The 21,231-nt window shown below is 66.2% G+C and carries 19 protein-coding genes; 5 read left to right on the top strand and 14 right to left on the bottom strand.

The window, feature by feature from the left end:
• Positions 1 to 48: 48 nt before the first annotated feature.
• Complete coding sequence (locus tag L1F31_RS03555; protein WP_265419320.1) at positions 49 to 717, bottom strand: DUF4166 domain-containing protein; 669 nt, start codon at positions 715 to 717, stop codon at positions 49 to 51.
• Positions 714 to 2,279, bottom strand: coding sequence for an MFS transporter (locus L1F31_RS03550; protein WP_265419319.1), 1,566 nt, complete (start codon positions 2,277 to 2,279; stop codon positions 714 to 716). Before L1F31_RS03550 ends, L1F31_RS03555 begins: the two co-directional genes overlap by 4 nt.
• Before the next feature lie 151 nt (positions 2,280 to 2,430).
• Here L1F31_RS03550 and L1F31_RS03545 point away from each other — a divergent pair, with 151 nt between their 5' ends.
• A complete protein-coding gene (locus tag L1F31_RS03545) occupies positions 2,431 to 2,952 on the top strand; it encodes a TetR/AcrR family transcriptional regulator (protein ID WP_265419318.1) in 522 nt (173 codons plus the stop codon).
• Between the two features lie 141 nt (positions 2,953 to 3,093).
• On the opposite strand, the gene L1F31_RS03540 is transcribed toward L1F31_RS03545, so the two are convergent.
• Entirely contained in the window at positions 3,094 to 4,914 is a 1,821-nt protein-coding gene (locus tag L1F31_RS03540) for an NAD(P)/FAD-dependent oxidoreductase (RefSeq protein WP_265419317.1), read from the bottom strand.
• 122 nt (positions 4,915 to 5,036) lie between these two features.
• Here L1F31_RS03540 and L1F31_RS03535 point away from each other — a divergent pair, with 122 nt between their 5' ends.
• Positions 5,037 to 6,197, top strand: a complete 1,161-nt coding sequence (locus L1F31_RS03535) for a GAF domain-containing protein (RefSeq protein ID WP_265419316.1) — start codon at positions 5,037 to 5,039, stop codon at positions 6,195 to 6,197.
• Positions 6,198 to 6,246: 49 nt separating this feature from the next.
• Here the strand turns inward: L1F31_RS03535 and L1F31_RS03530 are convergent, their stop codons facing one another.
• Positions 6,247 to 6,900, bottom strand: coding sequence for a hypothetical protein (locus L1F31_RS03530; RefSeq protein WP_265419315.1), 654 nt, complete (start codon positions 6,898 to 6,900; stop codon positions 6,247 to 6,249).
• Between the two features lie 111 nt (positions 6,901 to 7,011).
• Between L1F31_RS03530 and L1F31_RS03525 the strand changes: the two genes are divergently transcribed.
• Positions 7,012 to 7,614 carry a TetR/AcrR family transcriptional regulator gene (locus tag L1F31_RS03525; RefSeq protein WP_265419314.1) on the top strand — a complete coding sequence of 201 codons (603 nt, stop codon included), beginning with the start codon at positions 7,012 to 7,014 and terminating at the stop codon, positions 7,612 to 7,614.
• 96 nt (positions 7,615 to 7,710) lie between these two features.
• On the opposite strand, the gene L1F31_RS03520 is transcribed toward L1F31_RS03525, so the two are convergent.
• The 4 genes from L1F31_RS03520 to L1F31_RS03505 form a co-directional block, all read right to left on the bottom strand.
• Positions 7,711 to 8,121: a VOC family protein gene (locus L1F31_RS03520; protein WP_265419313.1), complete on the bottom strand. Its 411-nt coding sequence runs from the start codon at positions 8,119 to 8,121 to the stop codon at positions 7,711 to 7,713.
• A gap of 80 nt (positions 8,122 to 8,201) precedes the next feature.
• Positions 8,202 to 9,053 (bottom strand): helix-turn-helix domain-containing protein, encoded by an 852-nt coding sequence (locus L1F31_RS03515; RefSeq protein ID WP_265419312.1) that lies wholly within the window; start codon positions 9,051 to 9,053, stop codon positions 8,202 to 8,204.
• Positions 9,054 to 9,108: 55 nt separating this feature from the next.
• Positions 9,109 to 10,023: an arylamine N-acetyltransferase family protein gene (locus L1F31_RS03510; protein ID WP_265419311.1), complete on the bottom strand. Its 915-nt coding sequence runs from the start codon at positions 10,021 to 10,023 to the stop codon at positions 9,109 to 9,111.
• A gap of 64 nt (positions 10,024 to 10,087) precedes the next feature.
• Positions 10,088 to 10,930: an urea carboxylase-associated family protein gene (locus L1F31_RS03505; protein ID WP_265419310.1), complete on the bottom strand. Its 843-nt coding sequence runs from the start codon at positions 10,928 to 10,930 to the stop codon at positions 10,088 to 10,090.
• 135 nt (positions 10,931 to 11,065) lie between these two features.
• Here L1F31_RS03505 and L1F31_RS03500 point away from each other — a divergent pair, with 135 nt between their 5' ends.
• Complete coding sequence (locus tag L1F31_RS03500; RefSeq protein WP_265419309.1) at positions 11,066 to 11,344, top strand: hypothetical protein; 279 nt, start codon at positions 11,066 to 11,068, stop codon at positions 11,342 to 11,344.
• Positions 11,345 to 11,475: 131 nt separating this feature from the next.
• Here the strand turns inward: L1F31_RS03500 and L1F31_RS03495 are convergent, their stop codons facing one another.
• The 6 genes from L1F31_RS03495 to L1F31_RS03470 form a co-directional block, all read right to left on the bottom strand.
• Entirely contained in the window at positions 11,476 to 12,762 is a 1,287-nt protein-coding gene (locus L1F31_RS03495) for an adenylosuccinate synthase (RefSeq protein WP_265419308.1), read from the bottom strand.
• A gap of 195 nt (positions 12,763 to 12,957) precedes the next feature.
• Positions 12,958 to 15,504: an FtsX-like permease family protein gene (locus tag L1F31_RS03490; protein ID WP_265419307.1), complete on the bottom strand. Its 2,547-nt coding sequence runs from the start codon at positions 15,502 to 15,504 to the stop codon at positions 12,958 to 12,960.
• Positions 15,501 to 16,376, bottom strand: coding sequence for an ABC transporter ATP-binding protein (locus L1F31_RS03485; RefSeq protein ID WP_265419306.1), 876 nt, complete (start codon positions 16,374 to 16,376; stop codon positions 15,501 to 15,503). Before L1F31_RS03485 ends, L1F31_RS03490 begins: the two co-directional genes overlap by 4 nt.
• Positions 16,377 to 16,528: 152 nt before the next feature.
• Positions 16,529 to 17,383 (bottom strand): response regulator transcription factor, encoded by an 855-nt coding sequence (locus L1F31_RS03480; protein WP_265419305.1) that lies wholly within the window; start codon positions 17,381 to 17,383, stop codon positions 16,529 to 16,531.
• Positions 17,380 to 18,981, bottom strand: coding sequence for a sensor histidine kinase (locus L1F31_RS03475; RefSeq protein WP_265419304.1), 1,602 nt, complete (start codon positions 18,979 to 18,981; stop codon positions 17,380 to 17,382). The genes L1F31_RS03480 and L1F31_RS03475 overlap by 4 nt, the downstream gene beginning before the upstream one ends.
• 100 nt (positions 18,982 to 19,081) lie before the next feature.
• Positions 19,082 to 19,645 (bottom strand): DinB family protein, encoded by a 564-nt coding sequence (locus L1F31_RS03470; protein WP_265419303.1) that lies wholly within the window; start codon positions 19,643 to 19,645, stop codon positions 19,082 to 19,084.
• A 183-nt stretch (positions 19,646 to 19,828) separates the two neighbouring features.
• Here L1F31_RS03470 and L1F31_RS03465 point away from each other — a divergent pair, with 183 nt between their 5' ends.
• The gene (locus tag L1F31_RS03465; protein ID WP_265419302.1) at positions 19,829 to 21,109 is read left to right on the top strand and encodes an aminotransferase-like domain-containing protein; all 1,281 of its coding nucleotides are present in this window, start codon (positions 19,829 to 19,831) and stop codon (positions 21,107 to 21,109) included.
• The last annotated feature ends 122 nt before the right edge of the window (positions 21,110 to 21,231 follow it).

Below are 21,231 nucleotides of genomic sequence, written 5' to 3'. Positions count from 1 at the left end.
GGTCGCCTTCGTCGTTCTCGGGCCCTCATTCCTGAGGCTCGCCGCCTCTCACTTCACGGTCTGTCGCGTCGGTTCTTCCTCACACCGGCTCTTCCTCGCGACGGTGCGGAGTTCGGCGATGCGATAGGTGAAGGTTCCGGTGTATTCATAGACACGTCCGATCATCGGCACATCGACGACGAGGTCGATTCTCTGCCGGTCGATTGTGTCGTCGAAGCGCTCGTTCAGGGCAATGGCGGGGCGAACGGCTTTCGGCACGGACACTCGCAGCCGACCGAGCCGGAGGGCGATTCGAGAACTGTTCAACCGCAGTCCCCCATCGACGACGTCGACGGAGAATTCGGCCTCGACGATGGACGGCATCCCGAGCACGTCGACGACACCGCCTCGAACGACGGACACTGCGTCGACCATCGACCATTCACCCGAGTCCAACCGCATGGTGCGCGTCGCTGTCTGCCGACCGCTCACAGTCCGGTTCTCGACGCGGAACGGCACCCCACGGTGCATGCCTGGCACGATCACCCTGCACCGCCTGGCCACGGCCAGGAGCGGGCGCAGCCACCGTCGCTCGGAGCCAAAGACCTCGAAGACCCCTTCTCCGATTCCGACGGAGCCTGCGGGAATCGCAGCGAAATAGCGGCGGAGCGCCGGATGCAGTTCGTCGACTCGCGACCCGAGCGCCCGCTCGTACGGGGATCGGGTCTCGCGGCTCATGTCTGCGAGTGTAGGGCATCCTTCTCGCCCTGCGCCGTAGCGTCAGCACCGGGCATGAGCCGTCCTGCACCCTTGAGACCGAAGCTCGTGAGCACCGCGGCGACGAGGACGAGGACGACTGCCGAACCTGCCGCCCACTGCACGCCGAGTTCGAAGGCGGGAACGACCACCTCGGTGATCCGCTCCCCCGCGGCCGCGCTCAGGGTTCCGGCGTGTTCGAGGGCCGAGCCCAAGGTCTCGAACTGCGGCCGGTCCGCCCTGTCCCCGAGAGTGGACTGCAGTGCGGATCCGTAGACAAAGGTCGACAGTCCCCCGAGGACGGTGGTGCCGAGCACCGATCCGAACTCGTAGGCGGTTTCCGATATCGCCGAGGCGGCTCCCGCCTTGCGAGCCGGGACCGCGGAGAGAATGAGGTCGTTCGTGATGACCTCGGCCCCGCCCAGCCCGATGCCGAGGACGAGGAAGGCGAGCAGCATGCCCACCACCGAATGCTCGGGGGTGAAGGCGACGATTCCCATTCCGACGGCGTTGAGCGCGAGCGCGCTCGGCACGACGATTCTCGGTTCGAGGCGGGCGACGATCGGGACGACCAAGTAGCCTGCCGCGATCGATGTCACCAGTCCCGGGATGAGCACGAGGGCGGCCTCGAGCGGGGAGAGTCCCAGGACGAGCTGCAGGAGCTGGGTGCCGAAATAGAGGAATCCGGCCAGCCCCATGACGCTGAGCAGGTTCGAGACCACTGCCGAGGTGAAGACCCGGTTGGCGAAGAGCCGGACGTCGAGCATCGGATTGGGAGTGGCGAGCTGCCGGAGGACGAAACTCGCACCGGCGATGATCGCCACGGACAGGCTGGCCCAGAAGAGGATGTCGACGCCTTCGGACATCGCGTGCTTGATGGCGAAGACGAGCGGAGTGAGCGCGAGCATCGACAGAATGATGGAGAACGGGTCGAACCGGCCGGGGTTCGGATCGCGGGATTCAGGCAGAAGCAGAGCGGCCGCCGGGATGAAGAGCGCGATGAGCGGCAGGTTGATGAAGAAGATCGAGCTCCAGTGGAAGTGCTCGAGCAGGATGCCGCCGAGGATGGGCCCGAGCGCCGCTCCGCCGGAGAACATCGCGGCCCAGGTGGCGATCGCGATGCGACGGTCCTTGTCGTGGGCGAAGATGTTGCGGATGAGTGAGAGCGTCGAGGGCATGAGTGTGGCACCGAATACGCCGAGCAGCGCCCGGGCGACGATGAGCATCTCCGCCGAGGTGGAGAATGCCGCGAGCAGCGATGCCAGCCCGAAGCCTGCGGCTCCGATGAGGAGGAGGCGTCGGCGTCCCAGCCGATCGCCGAGGCTGCCCATGGCCACCAGCAGACCGGCGAGCATGAGCGCGTAGATATCGACGATCCACAGCAGTTGGACACCGGTCGGGTGCAGCCCGGTGCTGATGGCCGGGATGGCGAAGCCGAGCACGGTGTTGTCGATGGAGATCAGCAGCACAGGGATCATGAGCACGGCCAGGCCTGCCCATTCGCGGCGGCCGGCACGCAGCTGTGGAGCGAGTGTCGTCGTCATGCGTTCCACTGTACCGTCCGGACGGTACAGTTGAAAAGCTCGAACCCGTGTCTGAGTCGAATGCTCAGCGAATGCGCAGATCGGCTGCACCGACGCGGCCTCCGCGCCCGATCGACTCGGCCTCTGCGCCTGATCGACTAGGCTCGTGGTCATGGCACGCAATCCGTCCGAGACCAAAGAGAAGCTGCTCAACGCGTTCGACGAACTCCTCGACGAGCACGGCACTGCCGGTGCCACCCTCGACGCGGTGGCAGCTCGCGCAGGAGTCTCCAAGGGCGGACTGCTCTATCACTTCGGGTCGAAGGCCGAGCTCATCAGAGGCAGCCTTGAGCGGCTCGAGCTTCTCGTCGCCGAGGACGTCGAGGAGATGAAGGCCGCCGGCGAGCGTCTTCACTATCACTACCTCGAGACCTCGGCCGAGGTCGGCACCGCACTTGACCGCAGCCTCATCGCCGCAGGGTGCCTGGCCCTGGAGAACGACGATGCGAAGGCCGCGCTGCGCACGACCAGGGAAGCGTGGTTCAACACGCTCAACGACCACCTCGGCGATGCTGATCTGGCGATGACGATCCAGCTTATCGGCGACGGCATGTACTTCAACCAGAACTTCGGACTCTCGCAGGACGATGCACTCGCACACGTCAAACGGATCCTCAAACGCCTCGGACTCTAAAGCACCTGCCTCTGCACACCTCGGCTTGGCACACGCACTAGGAGGTCGAAATGGTCACGTTCCGTGCTGCAGAACGTGACCATTTCGACCACCCAAGAGCCGATTTTCCGACCGCCCCAGTTTGGGAGTCAGCCGCACCTGTCAGCTCACGTGATGGACCTCCTGCAGCCCGTATACCGGGGTGTCCATCCCCTCGTAGCGGGCCTTGAGCTGGAGGGCCAGGTAGAGCGAGTAGTGCCGGGCCTGGTGGAGGTTGCCGCCCATGAACCACAGATTCTCCTGCTGGGTGGGCTTCCACATATTGCGCTGCTCGCCCTCCCACGGACCCGGATCCTTCGTCGTCTCGGAGCCCAGTCCCCAGCACTTGCCGACCTTGTCTGCGGTCTCCTGGTCGACGAGGTCGGCGACCCAGCCGTTCATCGAACCGTAGCCGGTGGCGTAGACGACGAGGTCTGCCGGAAGCTCGGTGCCGTCGTCGAGTACAACGGCATCCTCGGTGAGGTGGTCGACCTGCCCCTTGACGAGCTTCACCTTGCCGTCGGCGACGAGCTCTGCCGATCCGACGTCGATGTAGTAGCCCGAACCTCGGCGCAGGTATTTGAGGAACAGACCCGACTCATCGTCTCCGAAGTCGAGGTCGAAGCCGGCGGCTTCCATCCGCTGGTAGAAGTCCTTATCGCGTTCCTTGATCTGGTCGTAGAGGGGGATCTGGAATTCGTGCATGATCCGGTACGGAAGCGAGGCGAAGATGAGATCCGCCTTCTCCGTCGTCACACCGTTGTCCAGCGCTCGTTCGGAGTACAGGTCGCCCATCGCGATGTCGACGAGCGAATCGCTTTTGACGATGTGCGTGCTCGAACGCTGCACCATGGTGACGTCGGCGTCGCTTTCATACAGAGCACCGCAGATGTCGAACGCCGAGTTGTTGCTGCCGATGACGACGACCTTCTTGCCTGCATATGCGTCGGGCCCCGGGTGCTGGGAGGAATGCTGCTGTTCGCCCTTGAACACGTCCGAGCCGGGGAAGGTGGGGGTGTTCGGTTTGCCGGACATGCCCGTGGCCATCACCAGGTGGGTGGGTCGCAGCGTCAGCTTCTCCCCGTTCCGTTCGACATCGACCGTCCACTGGCCGGCCGCTTCGTCATATTTCGCCGAGGTGGCTGACGTGGCCGACCAATACGGGATCTCCATCACCTTCGTATAGAACTCCAGCCAGTCCGCGATCTTGTCCTTGGGTGCGAAGACCGGCCAGTTGTCCGGGAACTTCAGGTACGGCAGGTGGTCGTACCAGACGGGATCATGCAGGCACAGGGATTTGTATCGTGAGCGCCACTGATCACCGGGGCGGTCCCACCGATCGATGACGAGTGCGGGAACACCGAGCTGGCGGAGGCGAGCGCCCAGAGCGATTCCGCCCTGTCCCCCACCGACGACGAGGATGTACGGGTCGGCGGTCTTGCCCCAGGCCGCATCCTCCTCGGCGAGCTTCTCCGACCAGCTCTTCCGTTCAGGATCGACTCCGTGTTCTGCACCTTTGACCCTTCGGGTGCCGCGTGGCTCTTCGTGGCCGGCGATCTCCTGCAGTGAGGTCAGCATGGTCCATGCTTTGGTGCCGTCCTCGTCGATGAGCCGGACGAGGCCTTTGCCGCGTCCCACCGAGGTGGTGAAGGTGAACCAGGCTTCGGTGACTCCGTCTGCCGTGGCCGCGGGCTCGGCAAGACCGAAGTCCGCTGGTGAGACCCGGTCGAGATTGTGGGCCAGCAGGTCGGTGACTCCATCGGGGTTCTCAACGGTCTTGAGGTTCCAGGTGAAGGACACAAGGTCGCGCCAGTAGCTGTCTGTGGCGAACAGGCCCGCCGCGGCGGGGATGTCGCGGCTGGCCAGCGCGGCCTCGAATTCCTGGAGCCATGCCGTGGCGATGTCATCGGCAGTCAGTCGCGGACGGTCAATCGTCGTTGTCATCTCATTCCTCCTCATTGAGTTCAGTGACTCCAAGCTAATCCCGGCGATGCAGCGGAGGAAGAGTTGCATCGAGTTGCATCGGTGTCATGGTCAGGACCGTTGTCCCGACCTATACTCAAGTCATGCTTCAGCCGGATCTGGCGCATCTCGCCAGGGATCTGACACGCATTCACGATGCTGTGATCGCCGGGGCCTCGCCCCCGGTGCAACCGCGCGCGCTCGTCAGGCGCTCGTGGGATCGGATGCTGCGCTTGGGGCTCGACCCTGCGGGGGCGAACCGTCGAATCGTCGATGACACTGCGGAGGTCGAATCCCGCCGGCAGAGATCGAAGCTGCGGCTGGTCGTCGACGAGATGCGATCGGTGCTGCTGAGGGCCCCGGATGCCGCGCCGTTCATCCTCGTCGTCACCGATGCCGATGGGGTCATCCTGTGGCGCGACGGAGCGGTCTCAGCCAGGCGGCAGGCCGATGATCTCGGATTCGTCGAGGGTGCCCATTGGGCCGAATCGACGGTCGGGACGAATGCCATCGGCACTGCACTCACCGAGGAGGCTCCGGTCCAGCTCTTCTCCGCAGAGCATTTCGAGTCCACGCAACATCCTTGGTACTGCAGTGCCGTACCAGTTCATGATCCTGACGACGGGACGCTCCTCGGCGTCGTCGACATCAGCGGACCGGCGATGACTCTGCACCCGGCGGTGCAGTCCCTGGTGACCACTGCGGTCCGCCTGGCCGAGGCGCGGCTGATGATCGCTCAGCAGGAGCAGCTGAATACCCTGCGTGATCGGATGTCGGCGATGCTGGCGGGGACGCCGGGTCCCGCGCTTGTCGTCGATGATGCCGGGTGGGTGGCCTATCAGCAGGGAGTGCGCAGCCGCGACCGCATCGAAGTGCCGGCCGCTGACCGTTCGATCCTCATCCCCGGTGCAGGACTGTGCCGACCGGAGAAGATCACCGGCGGCTGGCTTCTGCGGCCCGCAGGTGACCGCCGCGCTTCCGTCACCCTGAGAACCTCAGCGGATCCGCCCGTGCTCGAGATCCACTCGGGTGATGAGCCGTTTGTCGTTCCGCTCACGCCACGGCGGGCGCAGATTTTGGCAGCGGTCACCTCGGCGGGTCCATCCGGGATCACCACCGGCGATCTCAGCCGGCGACTGCACGGGGACTGCGACCATGTGGTCACCGTCCGCGCCGAGGTGTCCCGCCTGCGCCGCTCGATCGGCGCCATGCTCGCCACTCGGCCCTATCGGTGGGCCGATGGGGTGAGCGCGCGGGTGGAATGAGGACCCCGGCCCGACGATCCATCAGGCGGAAACGGCCATCACCAAGCTGTCAGTTCCCTGCCGCGTCGAGCCACCAGCGGTATCGCATTCGCAGCGCCCTTTCGGTACTCGCCACAGCGGTCACGACGGCGATGCCGATCGTGACCCACAGAGGCATCGTGAACAGCGGCTCGATGGGGCCGATCCGTTCGGCGATCGGAGGAATCCGCAGGACTGGCACGGCGATCTCCTGTAGCAGCAGTGCGACTCCGACCAGCAGAACCACGACTGAGATCACTCCCATCGCACGGCTGAGGCGCGGGCGACGCTCATCCAATTTCGCTCGCCTCCCCTCTGCGGACCGGCCATCCGGCTGCAACTGCTTCTCGGCCCCGTCTTCGGCGACGAAGTGGCATCGCTTCAATCCGAAGTTGCTCGCGGCGACTTCGATGCTCCCACCCTCGACCGGAAAAACGGCAGGAACTCGCGAAACCGCATGCTGGCGACCATCCCGATAGAGGAAGACCTTGAGATAGCCGTTCTCGTCAGTCTTCCACTGGCGGACGTCGACCGAATAGCGGACCGGACGGGCTTCGGAATCGTGATGCTCGAGATGAAAGAGCGACCGGCCGAGCAGCTGCCACCACCGGAACGGCGACAGCACCCTCCCGTCCCCGTGCTCAATCCGCTCGATCGCTCGACGACGTCTCCACTGTCGAAGCATCTGGGTGCTCCTTCGGCACTCGAAGTATTTCCAACACAGCGTATTGGTGAGTTCACGAGTATACTAACACGGTGTATTGGTCAGCGATAGGGGAACGGAGTCGGTGCACGTATGAGTGGGACTGAACGTGGGGACACTCGAGATCGCATCCTCGCCGCAGCGGCGGACATCATCGCCGAGGAGGGAGTGACGGCCAAACTGAGCGTGCGGGCAGTCGCAGCCCGCGTGGGTGTGAGCACAGGCTCCCTGCGGCATCATTTCCCCACCCAGCAGCTGCTGCGAGATGAGGTCATGCGGCGCGTCTACGACTGGTTCCTGCCGCGCACTGACATCCACGATTCCGCGGTTCCGCCGCGTGATCGCCTGGTCGGATGCCTTCGCCAGGTTCTGGCCATGGCTGGGATCGGCGCCGAATCTCGCGCGGCGATGACGACGGTCACGGAGAGCTTCATCTCCGCTGAGCAGACCGACGATGTGCGCGAGGCGTATCTGGCCATGCAGCGCGACGGGCAGCGCCGCGTCGAAGCATGGCTTCAGGTGCTTGCCGATGAGGGAGCGCTCACCGACAGCACCCGCATCCCCCAGTCGGCGCGCTTTCTCTGCACCGTCCTCTCCGGACTCTCGCTCGAACGAGCTCTGCCGTCCGAAGACTCGCTCGTACAGTTGGAGACCGAGACGCTCTACATGGCCGCAGACGCCGTCCTCAGGTCATAGCGCCCCCGGTGCTCCGGCACGCCGACGGGCGGACGCCTCGGGGCGGTGCCCCGCGAACGGCAGAGGCATCTCCACCTGTCGGCCCGCCAGCACCCGTCAGTCGCCCTGCGCCCCGCGGTAGCTGCCGATCGACCACAGCACGCCCTCCGGATCCTGGATGCTGAAGTCGAGGGATCCGTAGTCCTGTTCGGTCAGGCCCATGACTTCGGTGGCACCTGCGGCGAGCGCACGCGCATGGAGTTCGCGGACGTTCCCGGCGGCCAGATACACCGACCCCGAGGCGACTCCGGTCTTCGTCATGGCCCCGCCGTCATCGCGGACGGATCCGAGCATCACTCCCCCGCCTTCGGGCCACGCCAGTTCAGCGTGGTCGACGCGGTCGGGATCGTCGGCGTTCGTGTACTCGGCGACGACGTCGAAGCCGAGTGCTTCCTGCAGGAAGGTGATCGCCGCTTTGGCATCGCGGTAGCGGAAGGTGGGCCAGACATTGGCATTCGTGTCGGACATGTTTACTCCTCTGATCGTCTTGGCTGGATCTCCATCATCGACGCCTCCCCCGCGCCCGGTCTTGGACGAATGGGAACAGATCATTCGCTCGACGAGGCGGCTCCCACAGAATCCGACCCCACCGCGGCCCGTCGCGCCAGGTCATCATCGGCCAACCACTGGCGCGGGCTGAGTCCGACGAAATCCTGGAAGTCCCGGTTGAGGTGCGATTGATCGGCATAGCCGCAGATCACAGCGATCTCGGCCAACGACGTCTGCCCCGTCGACACCAGTCGCCTGGCCCGATCGAAGCGGACGACGCGCGCCGCGTCCTTCGAACCGATCCCATATTCCGAGCGGAACTGGGTGGTGAGGTGGCGTCGGCTCCAGCCGATGCCATCGGCCAGCAGCGACACGGGCAGCCCGCCATGGCTGTCGGCGATGCGACGCCAGGCGGCGACCACCTCGGCGCGGGGACGGATGGCGTCATCGATCGTGCGCATGAGCACCTCGTCGACGGCGGCGAACCGTGCGGACCATTCGGTCTCGGCATTCACCCGTTCGTGGAGCTCGGCGGCCAACGGCCCGGAGATGTGGGCAAGGTCCACGCTGTGATGGGCGAATTCACCGGCGGGTATGCCGAAGAAGGCACGCGGCGCCAGCGGATTGAAATTGATCTGGATTCCGGCCATCGTCCCGGGATGAGCGATGTGAGTGGGGCGCAGGTGGAGACCGGCCAGCAGGACGTCGAAGTGCTCGCTCGTGCCGGTCTGTGCATCGACCTGGCACAGCGGTTCGTCGATCGAGACGATGAAGGTCAGCGTTCCCGACGGCAGCCCGAGATGCGTCCCCGCGGGGACGCCGGAGATGTCGTAGCCGGCGTAATCGCCCACGAACGGTCGCAGCCTCGGGTGAGGCTTGCGGGTCAGCTCGTCACTGCGCGACGCGGACATGGCGCCAGTGTAGACCCGACGCAGCTGTGGCCGTGGGACAGAACCGTACGGCCAGTCAGGACCGCCGGGCGATGTCCCAGATCGGGTCGGTGAAGGAACGGTCGAGGTCGAACCCGAAGTCCTCACCGAGCACTGCGGCGAACTCGGCGGAATCAGTCAGGGTCCGCTCGGAGAGTTCGGGCTCGCTGCCCGGTCGACGACTGCGCAGATGACGGCCCTCGAGCGAGACCTTCCCACCGTTGTCGAGAGCCCTCGCCACCACCGGCGCCCCGGTGAAACGTGTGCTGGGCTTCGTCGCCGTGAACCAGTTCGACACTTCGAGGTCGGCCTGCTCACGTGCGATGTCTGCGAAGGCATAGACGGTGCGGAACTCTTGGTCAGCGCTGGTCCGGGATTGCAGTGCCCAGTCGGCTTCGGCCCGCATCGTCGGTTCCAGCACGGTATCGGCCGGGACCAGTCGGTGCTCTCCGTGCTCGGTCATCCGTGGCCCAGCCTCCGCGTCGAATGCGAGTGCAGCCTCCGGAGTCCCGCCGCCGAATCCGGGATCGACGAGGTACCGCCGACCGTCCAGATCGACGACCGTCGCCTGATGCGTCAGCCCTCCCGGTGAGGTTCTCCCCTCGCCGAGGTGGACGCGGGCGAGGATCGGATAGGCACTCAAACCGAGCTCGGTGAGCACGGCACGGATGAGTATCGCGTGTTCGTGGCAGTAGCCGCCGCGACCGGCATCGAGGAGCTTCGCGGTCAGGGAGTCGAGCTCGATGGGGATGCCGCGAGGCTCACCTGCCGCACGTACGGCGATGACGTCGAGGTTCTCGAAGCAGATCGACCGCACGTGGGCGCTCAGCAGCTCGTCGATGAGGTCGATGACCTCGGCAGGCGTCCCTTCCGCCCGACGCCGCAGCACCTCTTCCGAGCTGTCGAGTCCGAGCCGATGGGCATACCTGGCGACGAGCGATGACGATGACAATGCGGTTCCTTTCGCAGGTGGGGCCATGTTCAAACCCACGGCCGTGCTCCGGGCACGGGTGAGTTCAGGCCCACGGTTGGGGGCGGAGTCCGTGTCCGCCGCGATAGTTCGGTGATGCCGGTTCGGTCCACTCGCCGAGGAGGTGCTCGGGCAGCCGATAGACCGTGACCTGCAGAGGATGGCAGTTCTCGACCGCGTCGTCGCCGTCCTCGCCGAACATGGGCGCGGACAGGTCCCCTCCGGGGCAGGTGGACAGTGCCGCGAGCAGGTCCTGCTCGGCGAAGAACTCAAAGTAGTCCCCGGGTTTCGCCGGGCAGGTCTTCATGAAATATTCGTCGTTGTCATTGAGCCCCGTGCATTGGAAAACGTTGAGCACATCGTGGACGTCGAACTCGGTGAGCCCGAACGGCACGATCGCGCGGACGAGGTTCGAATGGCAGTGATAGTCGAAGTCCACGCCGCTGAGCATCTGTGACACGTAGGGATCGCAGCGGGTGCCCAAGGTGTCATGCAGGCGGCCGCCCTCAGAGTCGGTGCCGTAGTCGGCCAGGGTGTCGCCGACGATCGTGGCCATCGGGCGCAGAAACGGCAGTGTCGACCACAGCCGGTCGAAGGTCGAGACGTGGGCGGCCTGCAGCTGCCGGGTCCGGGCCGCCCAGAACCGTTCCCTGGGGTCGCGGCGGTTCCACAGGTTGAGGTCACCGACTTGTGGGCCGTCGACCGTGGAGATCCGACAGACGTGTCCGGCTGGGATCTCCCACGCCTGACCGGACCGGATCGGAATGGTGAACGTGTCGACGGTGTCTCGGTCGCCGGTTTCCTTGCCGATGCGTGAGTAGAAGTCTTCGTCGACGTCGAGTGCGGCACCTTGATAGGCCGCTTCGGTCAGGCGTGAGGCCTGTGGCATGACTGTTCCTTCCCTGCTGCGGTATCCGCTGTCCTGCCTGCCACGATGCCACCTTCTGCCGCCGGACCCAAGAGGCTGCGATTCGGGTCTATGCTGAAAAGAGAGCCTTCACGCACCGAATATTGGGAGGTCGGCATGGCTGAAGAGACCATTGACGTCGAGCTGCAGGACACAGGAGAGTACCTGGCCAGCATCCACACTGACACGGGCACCGATGAGATCGATCTGATGCTCTCCGATGCAGAGGAGGTCTCCGACGGCGTCCTGGGCAATGACGAAGCCACGGCCCGCGCGACGGTGGAGTTCCTCCTGCGCCACCAACACTCCGGCGACTTACCGGAACGCATCGACCTCGTCGACATCTCCGCCGCCTATGACGGAGCGATCGAGTCCATCCGCCAGCTGCGCGGATAGCAGGACCCAGTCCAGCAGTCCCAGCACACTGCACACAGTGAAGGGCGGGACCGACACACAGTCGGCCCCGCCCTTCACTCGCTCCTCAGTCCTCAGGGGCCGAGTCACCCAGCCCTCAGGGCCCGAGTCTTTCAGTCCAGCAGGTCGTGGCGCACGATCGACTGTTCGCGATCAGGGCCGACACCGATGACCGACATCCGGCAACCCGAAAGCTCCTCGAGGGCGAGCACGTACTTCTGCGCATTCTCGGGAAGGTCGTCGAAGGTTCGGGCCTTCGTGATGTCCTCGCTCCAGCCGTCGAAGTACTCGAAGATCGGCTTCGCGTGGTGGAACTCGGTCTGGGACACCGGCATCTCGTCCTTACGCACTCCGTCGACGTCGTAGGCGACGCAGACGGGGATCCGGTCGATTCCGGTGAGCACATCGAGCTTCGTCAGCACATAGTCGGTGAAGCCGTTGGTGCGTGCGGCGTAGCGGGCGATGACCGCGTCGTACCAGCCGCAGCGGCGCGGGCGTCCGGTATTGACTCCGAATTCTCCGCCGGCCTTCTGCAGGTATTCGCCCATCTCGTCGAAGAGCTCGGTGGGGAACGGGCCGGCTCCCACGCGTGTGGTGTAGGCCTTGACGATGCCGACGACGCGGTTGATCCGGGTCGGTCCGATGCCCGTTCCGACGCAGGATCCGCCGGCGGTCGGGTTCGACGAGGTGACGAACGGGTAGGTGCCGTGGTCGACGTCGAGCATCGTCGCCTGGCCGCCCTCCATGACGACGACCTCACCGCGGTCGAGCGCCTCGTTGAGCATGAGCTCGGTCTCGGCGACGTAGGGGCGCAGCCGTTCGATGAAGGGTTCGAAGTATTCGACGATCTCCTCGACAGACACAGCGCGACGGTTGTAGACCTTGACGAGCAGTTCGTTCTTCTGCCGCAGGGACCCTTCGATCTTCTGCCGCAGGATGGATTCGTCGAAGACATCCTGGACGCGGATGCCCAGGCGCCCGATCTTGTCCATGTACGCCGGGCCGATGCCGCGGCCGGTGGTGCCGATGGCGCGCTTGCCGAGGAACCGCTCCGTCACCTTGTCCAGCGTCTGGTGGTAGGGCGCCACGAGGTGGGCGTTCGCCGAGATCCGCAGCTTCGAGGTGTCGGCTCCGCGGGACTCGAGTGCATCGATCTCCTCGAAGAGCGCCTCGAGGTTGACGACGACGCCGTTGCCGATGACCGGGGTGACGTTGGGTGAGAGGATACCGGCGGGCAGAAGCTTGAGTTCGTACTTCTCTCCTCCGACGACAACCGTGTGGCCGGCGTTGTTCCCACCATTGGGCTTGACCACGTAGTCGACGCTGGTGCCGAGGATGTCGGTGGTCTTACCTTTACCTTCGTCGCCCCACTGAGCGCCGACGACAACGATTGCTGGCATGAGAGTGCTTCACCTCGAAGTGAAAAGGGGATGTCATTACTCGCTAAGTCTACTGGGTCACACCGACACGGCCGCGAACGGGAGGCCTCAACCTCCCGCCCGCGGCCGAATCGAGACAAGTGGCCGATTCGAGACAAGTGCCCGAATCGAGACACGTGCCCGAACCTGGCTCCGTGCCCGGCGCCGGGCACGTACTCACTCCATGCTCATCCCCTTGGCCGGCGCGATCCGCGACATCGACCTCGCCGGAATCGCCGAGGCGAGCACTGCGGCCAGCACCGCGGCGACGCCGATCAGTCCGATCTGCGCCCACGGCACCGACAGGACGGGGTCCGCGGCCGCAGGCATCAGCGACGCCGTTCCGACCCATCCGTAGAACGTGCCCACCACGGCGCCGGCGACCAGCGCGATGAGCGTCATCAGCAGCGATTCGATCGTGATCATCCGCGACATCGCCGAGCGGGTGAAGCCGAGCGCCCGCAGCAGCGCGCCTTCCCTGCGCCGGTCGATGACAGAGAGCGTGAGCGTGTTGCTCACCCCGATCACCGCGATGACCACCGCGGCGGCGAGGAGCCCGAGCACCACGGTCAGAGCGACCTGGAACATCGAGGCGAACTCCGCCCGATGCTGTGCCGCAGTCGCATCACCTGTGGCACCGACGGCGTCGAGTTCTGAGGTCAGGACCTCGATCTGCGAACTCGAAGCGTCATCGGCGATCTTCGCCCACGTCTGTTCGGCCACATCGTCGCCGCCAGATGTCTTGAGGGTCTTCGCATCGGCGCCGCTGACCAGAGCCGTCCCCGCGGGGACGTCGTACGAGGTCTCGATCGTGAGGTCGAGGTCCTGCTCGCCGAGGCGGACGGTCGCGGTCTGGCCGTCGACGTCGGAATCCGCGTCGTCGAGTCCCATCGATCTCGGGTCGATGAGGATCGTGCCCTCATCGATGTCGTACCCCTCACTGCGCAGGACTGGGGAGTCGGCGGCCGCCTCGGCGCTGGTGATCGCCACATCGCCCGAGCTCTTCGTTCCCTCGACGCCCACCTCGGCGGTGGGAGCAGGGACGTTCACGCGCTCCTCGACGATCGGCGAATCATCGAGCACGGAGGCGATCTTCGCTTCGTCGCCACCGCTGTGGCCCGTGGTCGAAACGACGAGATCGACGGGGGTGTCCTCGGCGGTGGCGAGTTCGAGGGTCCGCTGCAGGCTTGCCGACCCGACGACGACGGCGGTGACGAGGGTGACGCCGATGAGCAGCGCCCCCGTCGTCGAGGCGGTGCGGCCTCCTGCCGTGCTCGCCGATCGTCCGGCCAGCTTCACGGCAGGCGAGCGCCGGGTGAACAGGCCGACGAACCCGGCCAGCAGCGCCACCAGCGGCGGGACGAAGACGCGGGCACCGATGAGGAGGGCGACGAAGAGGGCGAAGCAGCCGGCGATGCCGAACAGCACGTTGTGGCTGGTGGCACCGAGCAGGCACAGGCCGATTCCGGCGATGCCGAGCACGAGCGCCAGAGTGAGTCGCACCCACCGGACTCGCGGTACGGCGGCAGGCACGTCGACCGGGCGCATGGCCTCGATCGGGGAGACCCGGGAGGCGCGGATAGCGGGGATCAGCCCCGCCGCGAGGGTGACGAGGATGCCGACGACCGGACCGACGATGAACGCCGCGGGGGTCAGCGACATCTGGGCGAACTCCGGCATCCACAGGGCCCGGACCAGGGAGGACAGTCCCCAGCCGATGAGGAGACCGAGCCCGACGCCGAGCACGGAGCCGACGATGCCCAGGCTGAGACTCTCGACCACGGCGGCTCCGCGCACCTGCCGGCGTGAGGCACCGACGGCGCGGAAGAGCGCGAGGACCCGGATGCGGGAGGCGACGAGGACGTTGAAGGTGTTCGAGATGACGAGTGCTGCGACTCCGGCGGCCAGCAGTCCGAAGGCGATGCCGATCGTCGAGAGGATGTCCGAGCTGTCAGAGAGCGATTCCATCTGCTCGTCGACGACCTGGTCGACGGTCTGGACCGTCACGCCCTGCTCATCTCCGGTGTCGGCGAGCGCGGATTCGACTGCCTCGGCGAGTGCCGTGCGATCGCTGCCGTCGTCGGCGACGATCCGGATGGAATCGGCCATGAGCTCACCCGGTGCGGTCTTCAGCCCGCCGTCGGTGAGGTAGAGGTTCATTCCTGCGGCCGAGGAGCCGGGCATGATTCCGGAGACGGTGTAGCTCGGTCCGTCGCCGGAAGGACGACCGGCCCCGTCGAATTCGTCGAGGCTGATGGTGTCGCCGACTCCGGCCCCGAGGGTCTTCGCGTCGGCTTCGCGGAGCATGAGTTCGTCATCCGCGGTCGGGACCGCGCCCTCGATGGTCTCGACGTGACCCTGTGGGAGGTTCGTCGCCGATCCCGTCACCGAGGTGGACCCCGAGGTGACCGAGACGAAGGCGGACTCCGTGAGCTGGGCGGACTCGACCCCGTCGACCTCGGCGACCGTCTTCGTCAGGGACTCCGTGAGAGGTGAGGAGGCAGAGCCTTCTGCGGCAGCGGCAGGGTCGTCGGGGGCAGTCGCGGTGACGGCGACGTCTGCTCCGGCCCATTCGGCGCTGACCTGGTTGCGCAGGGTGTCGCCGAAGGACTGGGAGAACAGGAGGGCCGCGACGATGAAGGCCACGGACACGGCGATGGCGATCATCGCCGCAGCCAGGCGCCCGGAGGCGCTGCGGAGGTTGGACCAGGCGATGCGGATCATCGGGCACCTCCGTCCGACTGCGCAGCGGTGCCGGCAGCATTGCCCGGCGATGCCGTGACGTTCATCAGTGCGGCCGCCACGGATTCCGGGTTCGGCTGAGTGAGTTCACCGGCGAGGCGACCGTCGGCGAGCAGGACGACACGGTCGGCACGCGCGGCTGCGCGGGGGTCGTGGGTGACCATGACGACGGTCTGGCCGAGTTCGTCGACGGAGGCGCGCAGGATGTTGAGGACCTCTTCGCCGGCGTTCGAGTCGAGGTTGCCGGTGGGTTCGTCGGCGACGAGCACATCGGGTTGGGACACGAGGGCGCGGGCGACGGCAACTCGCTGCTGCTGTCCGCCGGAGAGTTCGTGGGGTCGGTGTTTGAGACGCCCCCGCAGACCGAGCAGGTCGACCATGCGGTCGAAGACCCGGCGGTCGGGCTTCTGCCCCGACAGCTGCGAGGGCAGCAGGATGTTCTCCTCTGCGTTCATCGCGGGCACGAGGTTGAACGACTGGAAGACGAAGCCGATGCGGTCGCGACGCAGCGCCGTGAGCTTGCGGTCGCTGAGACGCGAGATCCCCGTGGAACCGATGTAGACCTCACCCGAGTCCGGGGTGTCGAGTCCGGCGAGCATGTTGAGAAGCGTCGATTTGCCCGAGCCGGAGGGTCCCATGATGGCGGTGAAGCGCTCGGCTCCGATGTCGAGGCTGAGGTCGTCGAGCGGCCTGACCTGCGCATCCCCTGTGCCGTAGGTCTTGCGCAGCCCGATGGCCTGGATGGCCAGCCTCGGTGCAGGGTTCTCTCCCTGCCCGCGGGTCGAGCCCTGGGCGGGGTTCGGCGAGGAATTCGGGGACGGATGGGCGTCGGTGTGCGTCGCTGATGTGTTCATGCCTCCAGCTTCGCCTCCGACCCGCCCTCGCACATCGGACCTGAGGATGGTCTTGTTCCCCAGCGCCGAGGCGGCCGTGACCCGGCCGTCATACCTGAGGATGATCTCGGTTCCCCCGAGGATGGCTCCGGTTCGGATCGATGAGTTCCGATTCAGCGCCGGTGCCCGACGAGGCCTGCTTCGTAGGCGAGCACGACGGCCTGCACGCGATCACGGGCCTCGAGCTTCATGAGGATACGACCGACGTGGGTCTTCACCGTCGGCTGCGCGAGGAAGAGCCGTTCGCCGATCTCAGTGTTGCTCAGGCCGGTGGCGATGAGCACGAGGACTTCCCTCTCCCGCGGAGTCAGAGATTCCAGCCGCCGAGCTTCTGCCTCGCTGAGCCGGCTGCCGCCCACCTCAGCCGATGCAGATGCCGCGACGTGGGCCCCGGTCCCCGAGGTTGTCGGAGCCTGCCCGGTCCCCGAAGTTGCCGGAGCCTGCCCGGTCCCCAAGGATGCCGGAGCTTCCCCGGGATGAGACGGGTCCTCCTCGCGGAGGTGGGGCAGCAGTCGGGTGTCGAGCAGACGTTTCGTGGTGGTGGGGGCGATGACCGCGCCGCCGTCGACGACGGTGCGGATCGAATCGAGGAGCACCTCGGGCAGGGTGTCTTTGAGGAGGAACCCTGCCGCACCGGCCCGCAGCGCACGCAGAGCGTATTCGTCATCGTCGAAAGTGGTGAGCACGATGATCTTCGGGGCCCGAATCGTCCCTGCGTCGGCGAGGGCGAGGATCCGCTGAGTCGCTTCGATTCCGTCGACGCGGGGCATCCGGATGTCCATGAGCACGACATCGGGTTCGTCCTGGGTGACGATGTCGAGGCCCGCGACACCGTCGCCGGCCTGTCCGACGACGGTGAGGTCCGGCTGGGAATCGATGACCATGGCGAACCCCGCCCGGACGAGGGCCTGGTCGTCGACGAGGACGACGCGCAGCGGTCCGGTCCTCGCCTCATCACAATCGCTCATCGGCTGCCTTCCTCGGCTCCGGGGTGAGCCGCCTCGGCGAGGTTCCCCTCCGCAGCGGAATCTGCGCGGGCAGCGGAACCCGTCCGGGCCGCGGATCCTGCCCGGGCAGCGGAATCTGCCCGTGTTCCGCCTGCTTCCGGGGCGGGCAGCGGGAGCCTGGCCTCGACGAGGAATCCCGTCATCGATCCGAAAGCGCTGCCGGGGACCGCACCGGAGGAGAACCCGGGCGTCGCATCATCACGCTTCTCGTTCCGATCGCTCAGTCCCGTCGACCGGATCGGTCGTGCGGTGAGGGTGCCGCCGTAGAGGGCGACGCGTTCCTGCATGCCGACGATGCCGTGCCCGCGTCCGTTCTTCCGCGTCGAATCATCGGTTCCGCGAACCGAGGCGACCCCGCTGCCTCGTCCGGTCCCGATGTCGCCTCCGGTTCTGCTGCCGCGTCCGGTTCCGTTGTCGCTGATGCGCGCGACGAACTCCTCATCCTCGACCTGCAGTTCGACATGTGCCCGCGCGCCGTCCCCGGCGTGCTTGAGCACATTCGTCAGCGCCTCTTGGACGATGCGGTAGACGGCGAGAGAGGCTCCCTCGGGCAGCTGTCCGCGGTCGAAATCATCCACACCGGCGACCGAGACCGGAAGGCCCGCCGCCCGCACATCGGCGATGAGGGAGCCGATGTCAGAGATGCCCGGCAGCGGCGCCGAGGGACGGTCGTCGTCGCCCTCGGCACGGAGGAAACCGAGCAGGGAACGCGTCTGCGCCAGCGCCTCCCGGCCCGTGTGTGCGATGGTCTCGAGCGCTCCGGCTGCGACGGAGGGATCGGTCTTCGCCGCATAGCGTCCCCCGTCGGCTTGGGCGATGACGACGGACAGGGAATGGGCGATGACATCATGCATCTCCCGGGCGATGCGCATGCGTTCGGCATCGGCGGCCAGCCGGGTCTCGGATTCGCGTTCGCGCTCGAGCAGCCGGTTGCGTTCCCAGATGTCCTCGATCCTGCGGCGACGGCGGTAGCCGGCACCGCCCCACAGCCAGGCGATGAGCACGATCGCAGCGCACAATGCCACGACCACGGCCATGAGCACGTATTCGCCGGTCTCCATGGGCCGCGGATCGGCTCCGATCGTCGTCTGCAGGAAGATGAGGTAGAGCCAGCCGCCGAGGAGGACTGCTCCGATCAGCCCCAGAACGAGCACGATGCGACCGTGGAGGCGGGTGCCCCAGGCCGTCGTCGAATACACGGTGATGGGCACGGCGACCATCCCGAATGTCGGTCCGATCATCGTGAGCACGGTGAGCAGACTGCCGATCGCGATGAGCGAGGAGCTCCACAGCGGGGCCGCGCGTCGCAGGCCGAGCGGCAGGGTCTGGAGCAGAACGATCCCGATCTGCACCCAGGTGGGCACGAGGGCCAGCGCGTTCTGCTCCGCTTGGGAGGCGGCGATGACGACCGAGAGGTACGCGATCGGCAGGGCCCAGAGCAGAGAGTCGACGATCCAGGGCCGAGCGGTGACGAAGCGACGGAGGCGATCGAAGCGGTCGGGGGTGCGCTGCTGGGGCTCTGGCCGCCCGCCCACGGCCGCAGTCGATCGATTGCTCATGCCAGCCATGGTAGTTCTGAGCCGGCGGGGCTCACATCATACTCAGGGCTGATCCCCGTTGATCGCTGCCTCGTACAGCCGCTCCCTCACAGCACCCCGCTCAGCCGCGGCGAGAGCGATCGGCCAGGATCTGTTCGCGGAGGATGTCCGCGTGACCGCAGTGCTGAGCGAGCTCACGCAAGACATGGAGAAGTACCCAGCGCAGCCGCAGCGGCCCCGACCTGTGTCCGGTGAGCACGGTGTCCAAATCCAGCCCCTCGACCGCGGCGTGTGATCGTTCGACCGCGGCCCGGTAGTCGGCGCTCACCGAGGCGATGGTGTCCGTCGACTCGAGCAGGAACGAATCCCGCGAGTCCTGCGGCAGCCCGTAGTCAGTTCGGTTCCTACCCGTCACGGCCTCACCGAACCAGACGGTTTCGACGAAGACGGCGTGCTTGAGCAGCGACAGGAGCGTCGTCCGGCTCGGCACCAGGTGCCGTCTGGCCTCCTCCTCACTCAGGTCGTCGAGGCACCCGAGCAGATGGCGCCGATGTTCATCGATGAACGCGGCGAACTGCACATCGAGCTCGGATCCACGCACATCGAAAGGGCTGGGTTGGTGCTCGACCAGCTCGGTTTCGCGCGCATCGAAGGGGTTGGACTCTGAGACTCCGCTGTCTGTCATGGCTCAAGCGTAGAGCCGCCTCGGCGAACACACCCCACATCACGGGCACCGCAACATCCTTGTTCGGCAGGTCACCCGGCCCTATGCTGAAGTCACCCACGTATTCCGTCGTTCGGGCAGGAGCCTTCTGAACGTCGCCGGAGCAGTCGACTTCAGGGCATCACCGCTCTTAGGAGGTTGCTCATGTCCACCACCTCAATGCATTCGGCCGCGAATTCCCCTCAGGGTTCGACGCAGAGTTCGCAGCAGACCCCCGCGCTGCCTTATGCCAGCCGCCACGACCAGCTCATCGGATCCGTCATCGACGCCTCCACCACGCTGCTGGCCGCCTACGATCACGACATCGTCAAGTTCGGCATGGGTGCGCCGGCCCCGGACATGCTGCCGTCGAAGGACTTCGCGCGCATCGCCGGAGACGTCTTCTCCCCGGAGAACTTCACCTACGGGGAGACCAAGGGCGAACCGATCCTCCTCGACGCCCTCCACGAGTACCTGTCCTCGACGGGACAGATCCCGCCGGAGCAGCAAGGCAATCTCGACCGGCTTCTCATCACCTCGGGAGGTATGCAGGGCCTCGATCTCGGGTTCAAGCTCTTCGTCAGCCCCGGTGACCTCGTCGCCTGCGAGTCCCCCACCTACACCAACGGTTCGGCCACGGCCATGAGCTACGAGGCCGAGATCCTCGAGGTCCCCGTCGACGAGAACGGCATGCAGGTCGAGGTCCTCGAAGAGCACACCGCCCGCACCGGCCGAGCACCGAAGGTCATCTACACCGTTCCGACCTTCCAGAACCCGGCTGGGGTGACGATGTCCCTGCCTCGGCGCGAACGCCTGCTGTCCTTCGCTCACAAGCACCGGTCGGTCATCATCGAGGACAACCCGTACGGCATGCTCCGCTTCTCCGGCGAGTCCCTGCCGGCGCTGAGCGACCTCAGCCCGAACGATCCCCTCATCTTCGGGGTGCGCACGTTCTCGAAGTTCGTCGCCCCCGGTCTGCGGGTCGGCTGGATCGACGTCGACCCGGAGGTCCGCGAGCTCGCCGTCAATGCGAAGCAGACGATGGATTCGTGCGCGGCCGTGCCCAACCAGCACCTCATCGCCCGGTGGCTGGCCGAAGGCGGTGCCGAATCCCACGTCGAAACCCTGCGCGTGGCTTACCGGGAGCGCAAGATCGCGATGGCCGAAGGTCTCGAACGTCTCTTCCCCGGCGAGATCAGAGCCACCGACCCCGACGGCGGGTTCTTCCTCTGGGTGACCTTCGATGACGAGACGATCGACACCGAAGACCTCATGCCCACCGCCTTGGAAGAGGGTGTCGCCTACATTCCGGGGCCCGCGTTCTCGCCCGCCGGGAACTTCTCGAATGCACTGCGTCTGTGCTTCGCCTCGGCGACGCCCGATCGCATCGACGAGGGGCTCGAACGCCTCCGTCGTGCCGTCGACCGGTACCGTTCCGAACGCTGACCGCGCACGGCGACACAGAGTACAGAGTCCCTCGCCGAGGTGGCCCGCCCTGGCCGCGCCACCTCGGTGATCGTCGGCGACCGCCTCGGGCCGATCCCTGCCGGCGGTCGCTGTGTCCGTGG

Origin of the sequence: Brevibacterium spongiae, assembly GCF_026168515.1 — a bacterium.
Taxonomy (GTDB): domain Bacteria; phylum Actinomycetota; class Actinomycetes; order Actinomycetales; family Brevibacteriaceae; genus Brevibacterium; species Brevibacterium spongiae.
This window is presented reverse-complemented; position numbering and strand designations above follow the sequence as displayed.

Excerpts from the sequence above, each read along its gene's own strand:
- L1F31_RS03555 (WP_265419320.1), bottom strand. The coding sequence starts at position 717 with ATGAGCCGCGAGACCCGATCCCCGTACGAGCGGGCGCTCGGGTCGCGA.
- L1F31_RS03550 (WP_265419319.1), bottom strand. The coding sequence starts at position 2,279 with ATGACGACGACACTCGCTCCACAGCTGCGTGCCGGCCGCCGCGAATGG.
- L1F31_RS03545 (WP_265419318.1), top strand. The coding sequence starts at position 2,431 with ATGGCACGCAATCCGTCCGAGACCAAAGAGAAGCTGCTCAACGCGTTC.
- L1F31_RS03540 (WP_265419317.1), bottom strand. The coding sequence starts at position 4,914 with ATGACAACGACGATTGACCGTCCGCGACTGACTGCCGATGACATCGCC.
- L1F31_RS03535 (WP_265419316.1), top strand. The coding sequence starts at position 5,037 with ATGCTTCAGCCGGATCTGGCGCATCTCGCCAGGGATCTGACACGCATT.
- L1F31_RS03530 (WP_265419315.1), bottom strand. The coding sequence starts at position 6,900 with ATGCTTCGACAGTGGAGACGTCGTCGAGCGATCGAGCGGATTGAGCAC.
- L1F31_RS03525 (WP_265419314.1), top strand. The coding sequence starts at position 7,012 with ATGAGTGGGACTGAACGTGGGGACACTCGAGATCGCATCCTCGCCGCA.
- L1F31_RS03520 (WP_265419313.1), bottom strand. The coding sequence starts at position 8,121 with ATGTCCGACACGAATGCCAATGTCTGGCCCACCTTCCGCTACCGCGAT.
- L1F31_RS03515 (WP_265419312.1), bottom strand. The coding sequence starts at position 9,053 with ATGTCCGCGTCGCGCAGTGACGAGCTGACCCGCAAGCCTCACCCGAGG.
- L1F31_RS03505 (WP_265419310.1), bottom strand. The coding sequence starts at position 10,930 with ATGCCACAGGCCTCACGCCTGACCGAAGCGGCCTATCAAGGTGCCGCA.
- L1F31_RS03500 (WP_265419309.1), top strand. The coding sequence starts at position 11,066 with ATGGCTGAAGAGACCATTGACGTCGAGCTGCAGGACACAGGAGAGTAC.
- L1F31_RS03495 (WP_265419308.1), bottom strand. The coding sequence starts at position 12,762 with ATGCCAGCAATCGTTGTCGTCGGCGCTCAGTGGGGCGACGAAGGTAAA.
- L1F31_RS03490 (WP_265419307.1), bottom strand. The coding sequence starts at position 15,504 with ATGATCCGCATCGCCTGGTCCAACCTCCGCAGCGCCTCCGGGCGCCTG.
- L1F31_RS03485 (WP_265419306.1), bottom strand. The coding sequence starts at position 16,376 with ATGAACACATCAGCGACGCACACCGACGCCCATCCGTCCCCGAATTCC.
- L1F31_RS03480 (WP_265419305.1), bottom strand. The coding sequence starts at position 17,383 with ATGAGCGATTGTGATGAGGCGAGGACCGGACCGCTGCGCGTCGTCCTC.
- L1F31_RS03475 (WP_265419304.1), bottom strand. The coding sequence starts at position 18,981 with ATGAGCAATCGATCGACTGCGGCCGTGGGCGGGCGGCCAGAGCCCCAG.
- L1F31_RS03470 (WP_265419303.1), bottom strand. The coding sequence starts at position 19,645 with ATGACAGACAGCGGAGTCTCAGAGTCCAACCCCTTCGATGCGCGCGAA.
- L1F31_RS03465 (WP_265419302.1), top strand. The coding sequence starts at position 19,829 with ATGTCCACCACCTCAATGCATTCGGCCGCGAATTCCCCTCAGGGTTCG.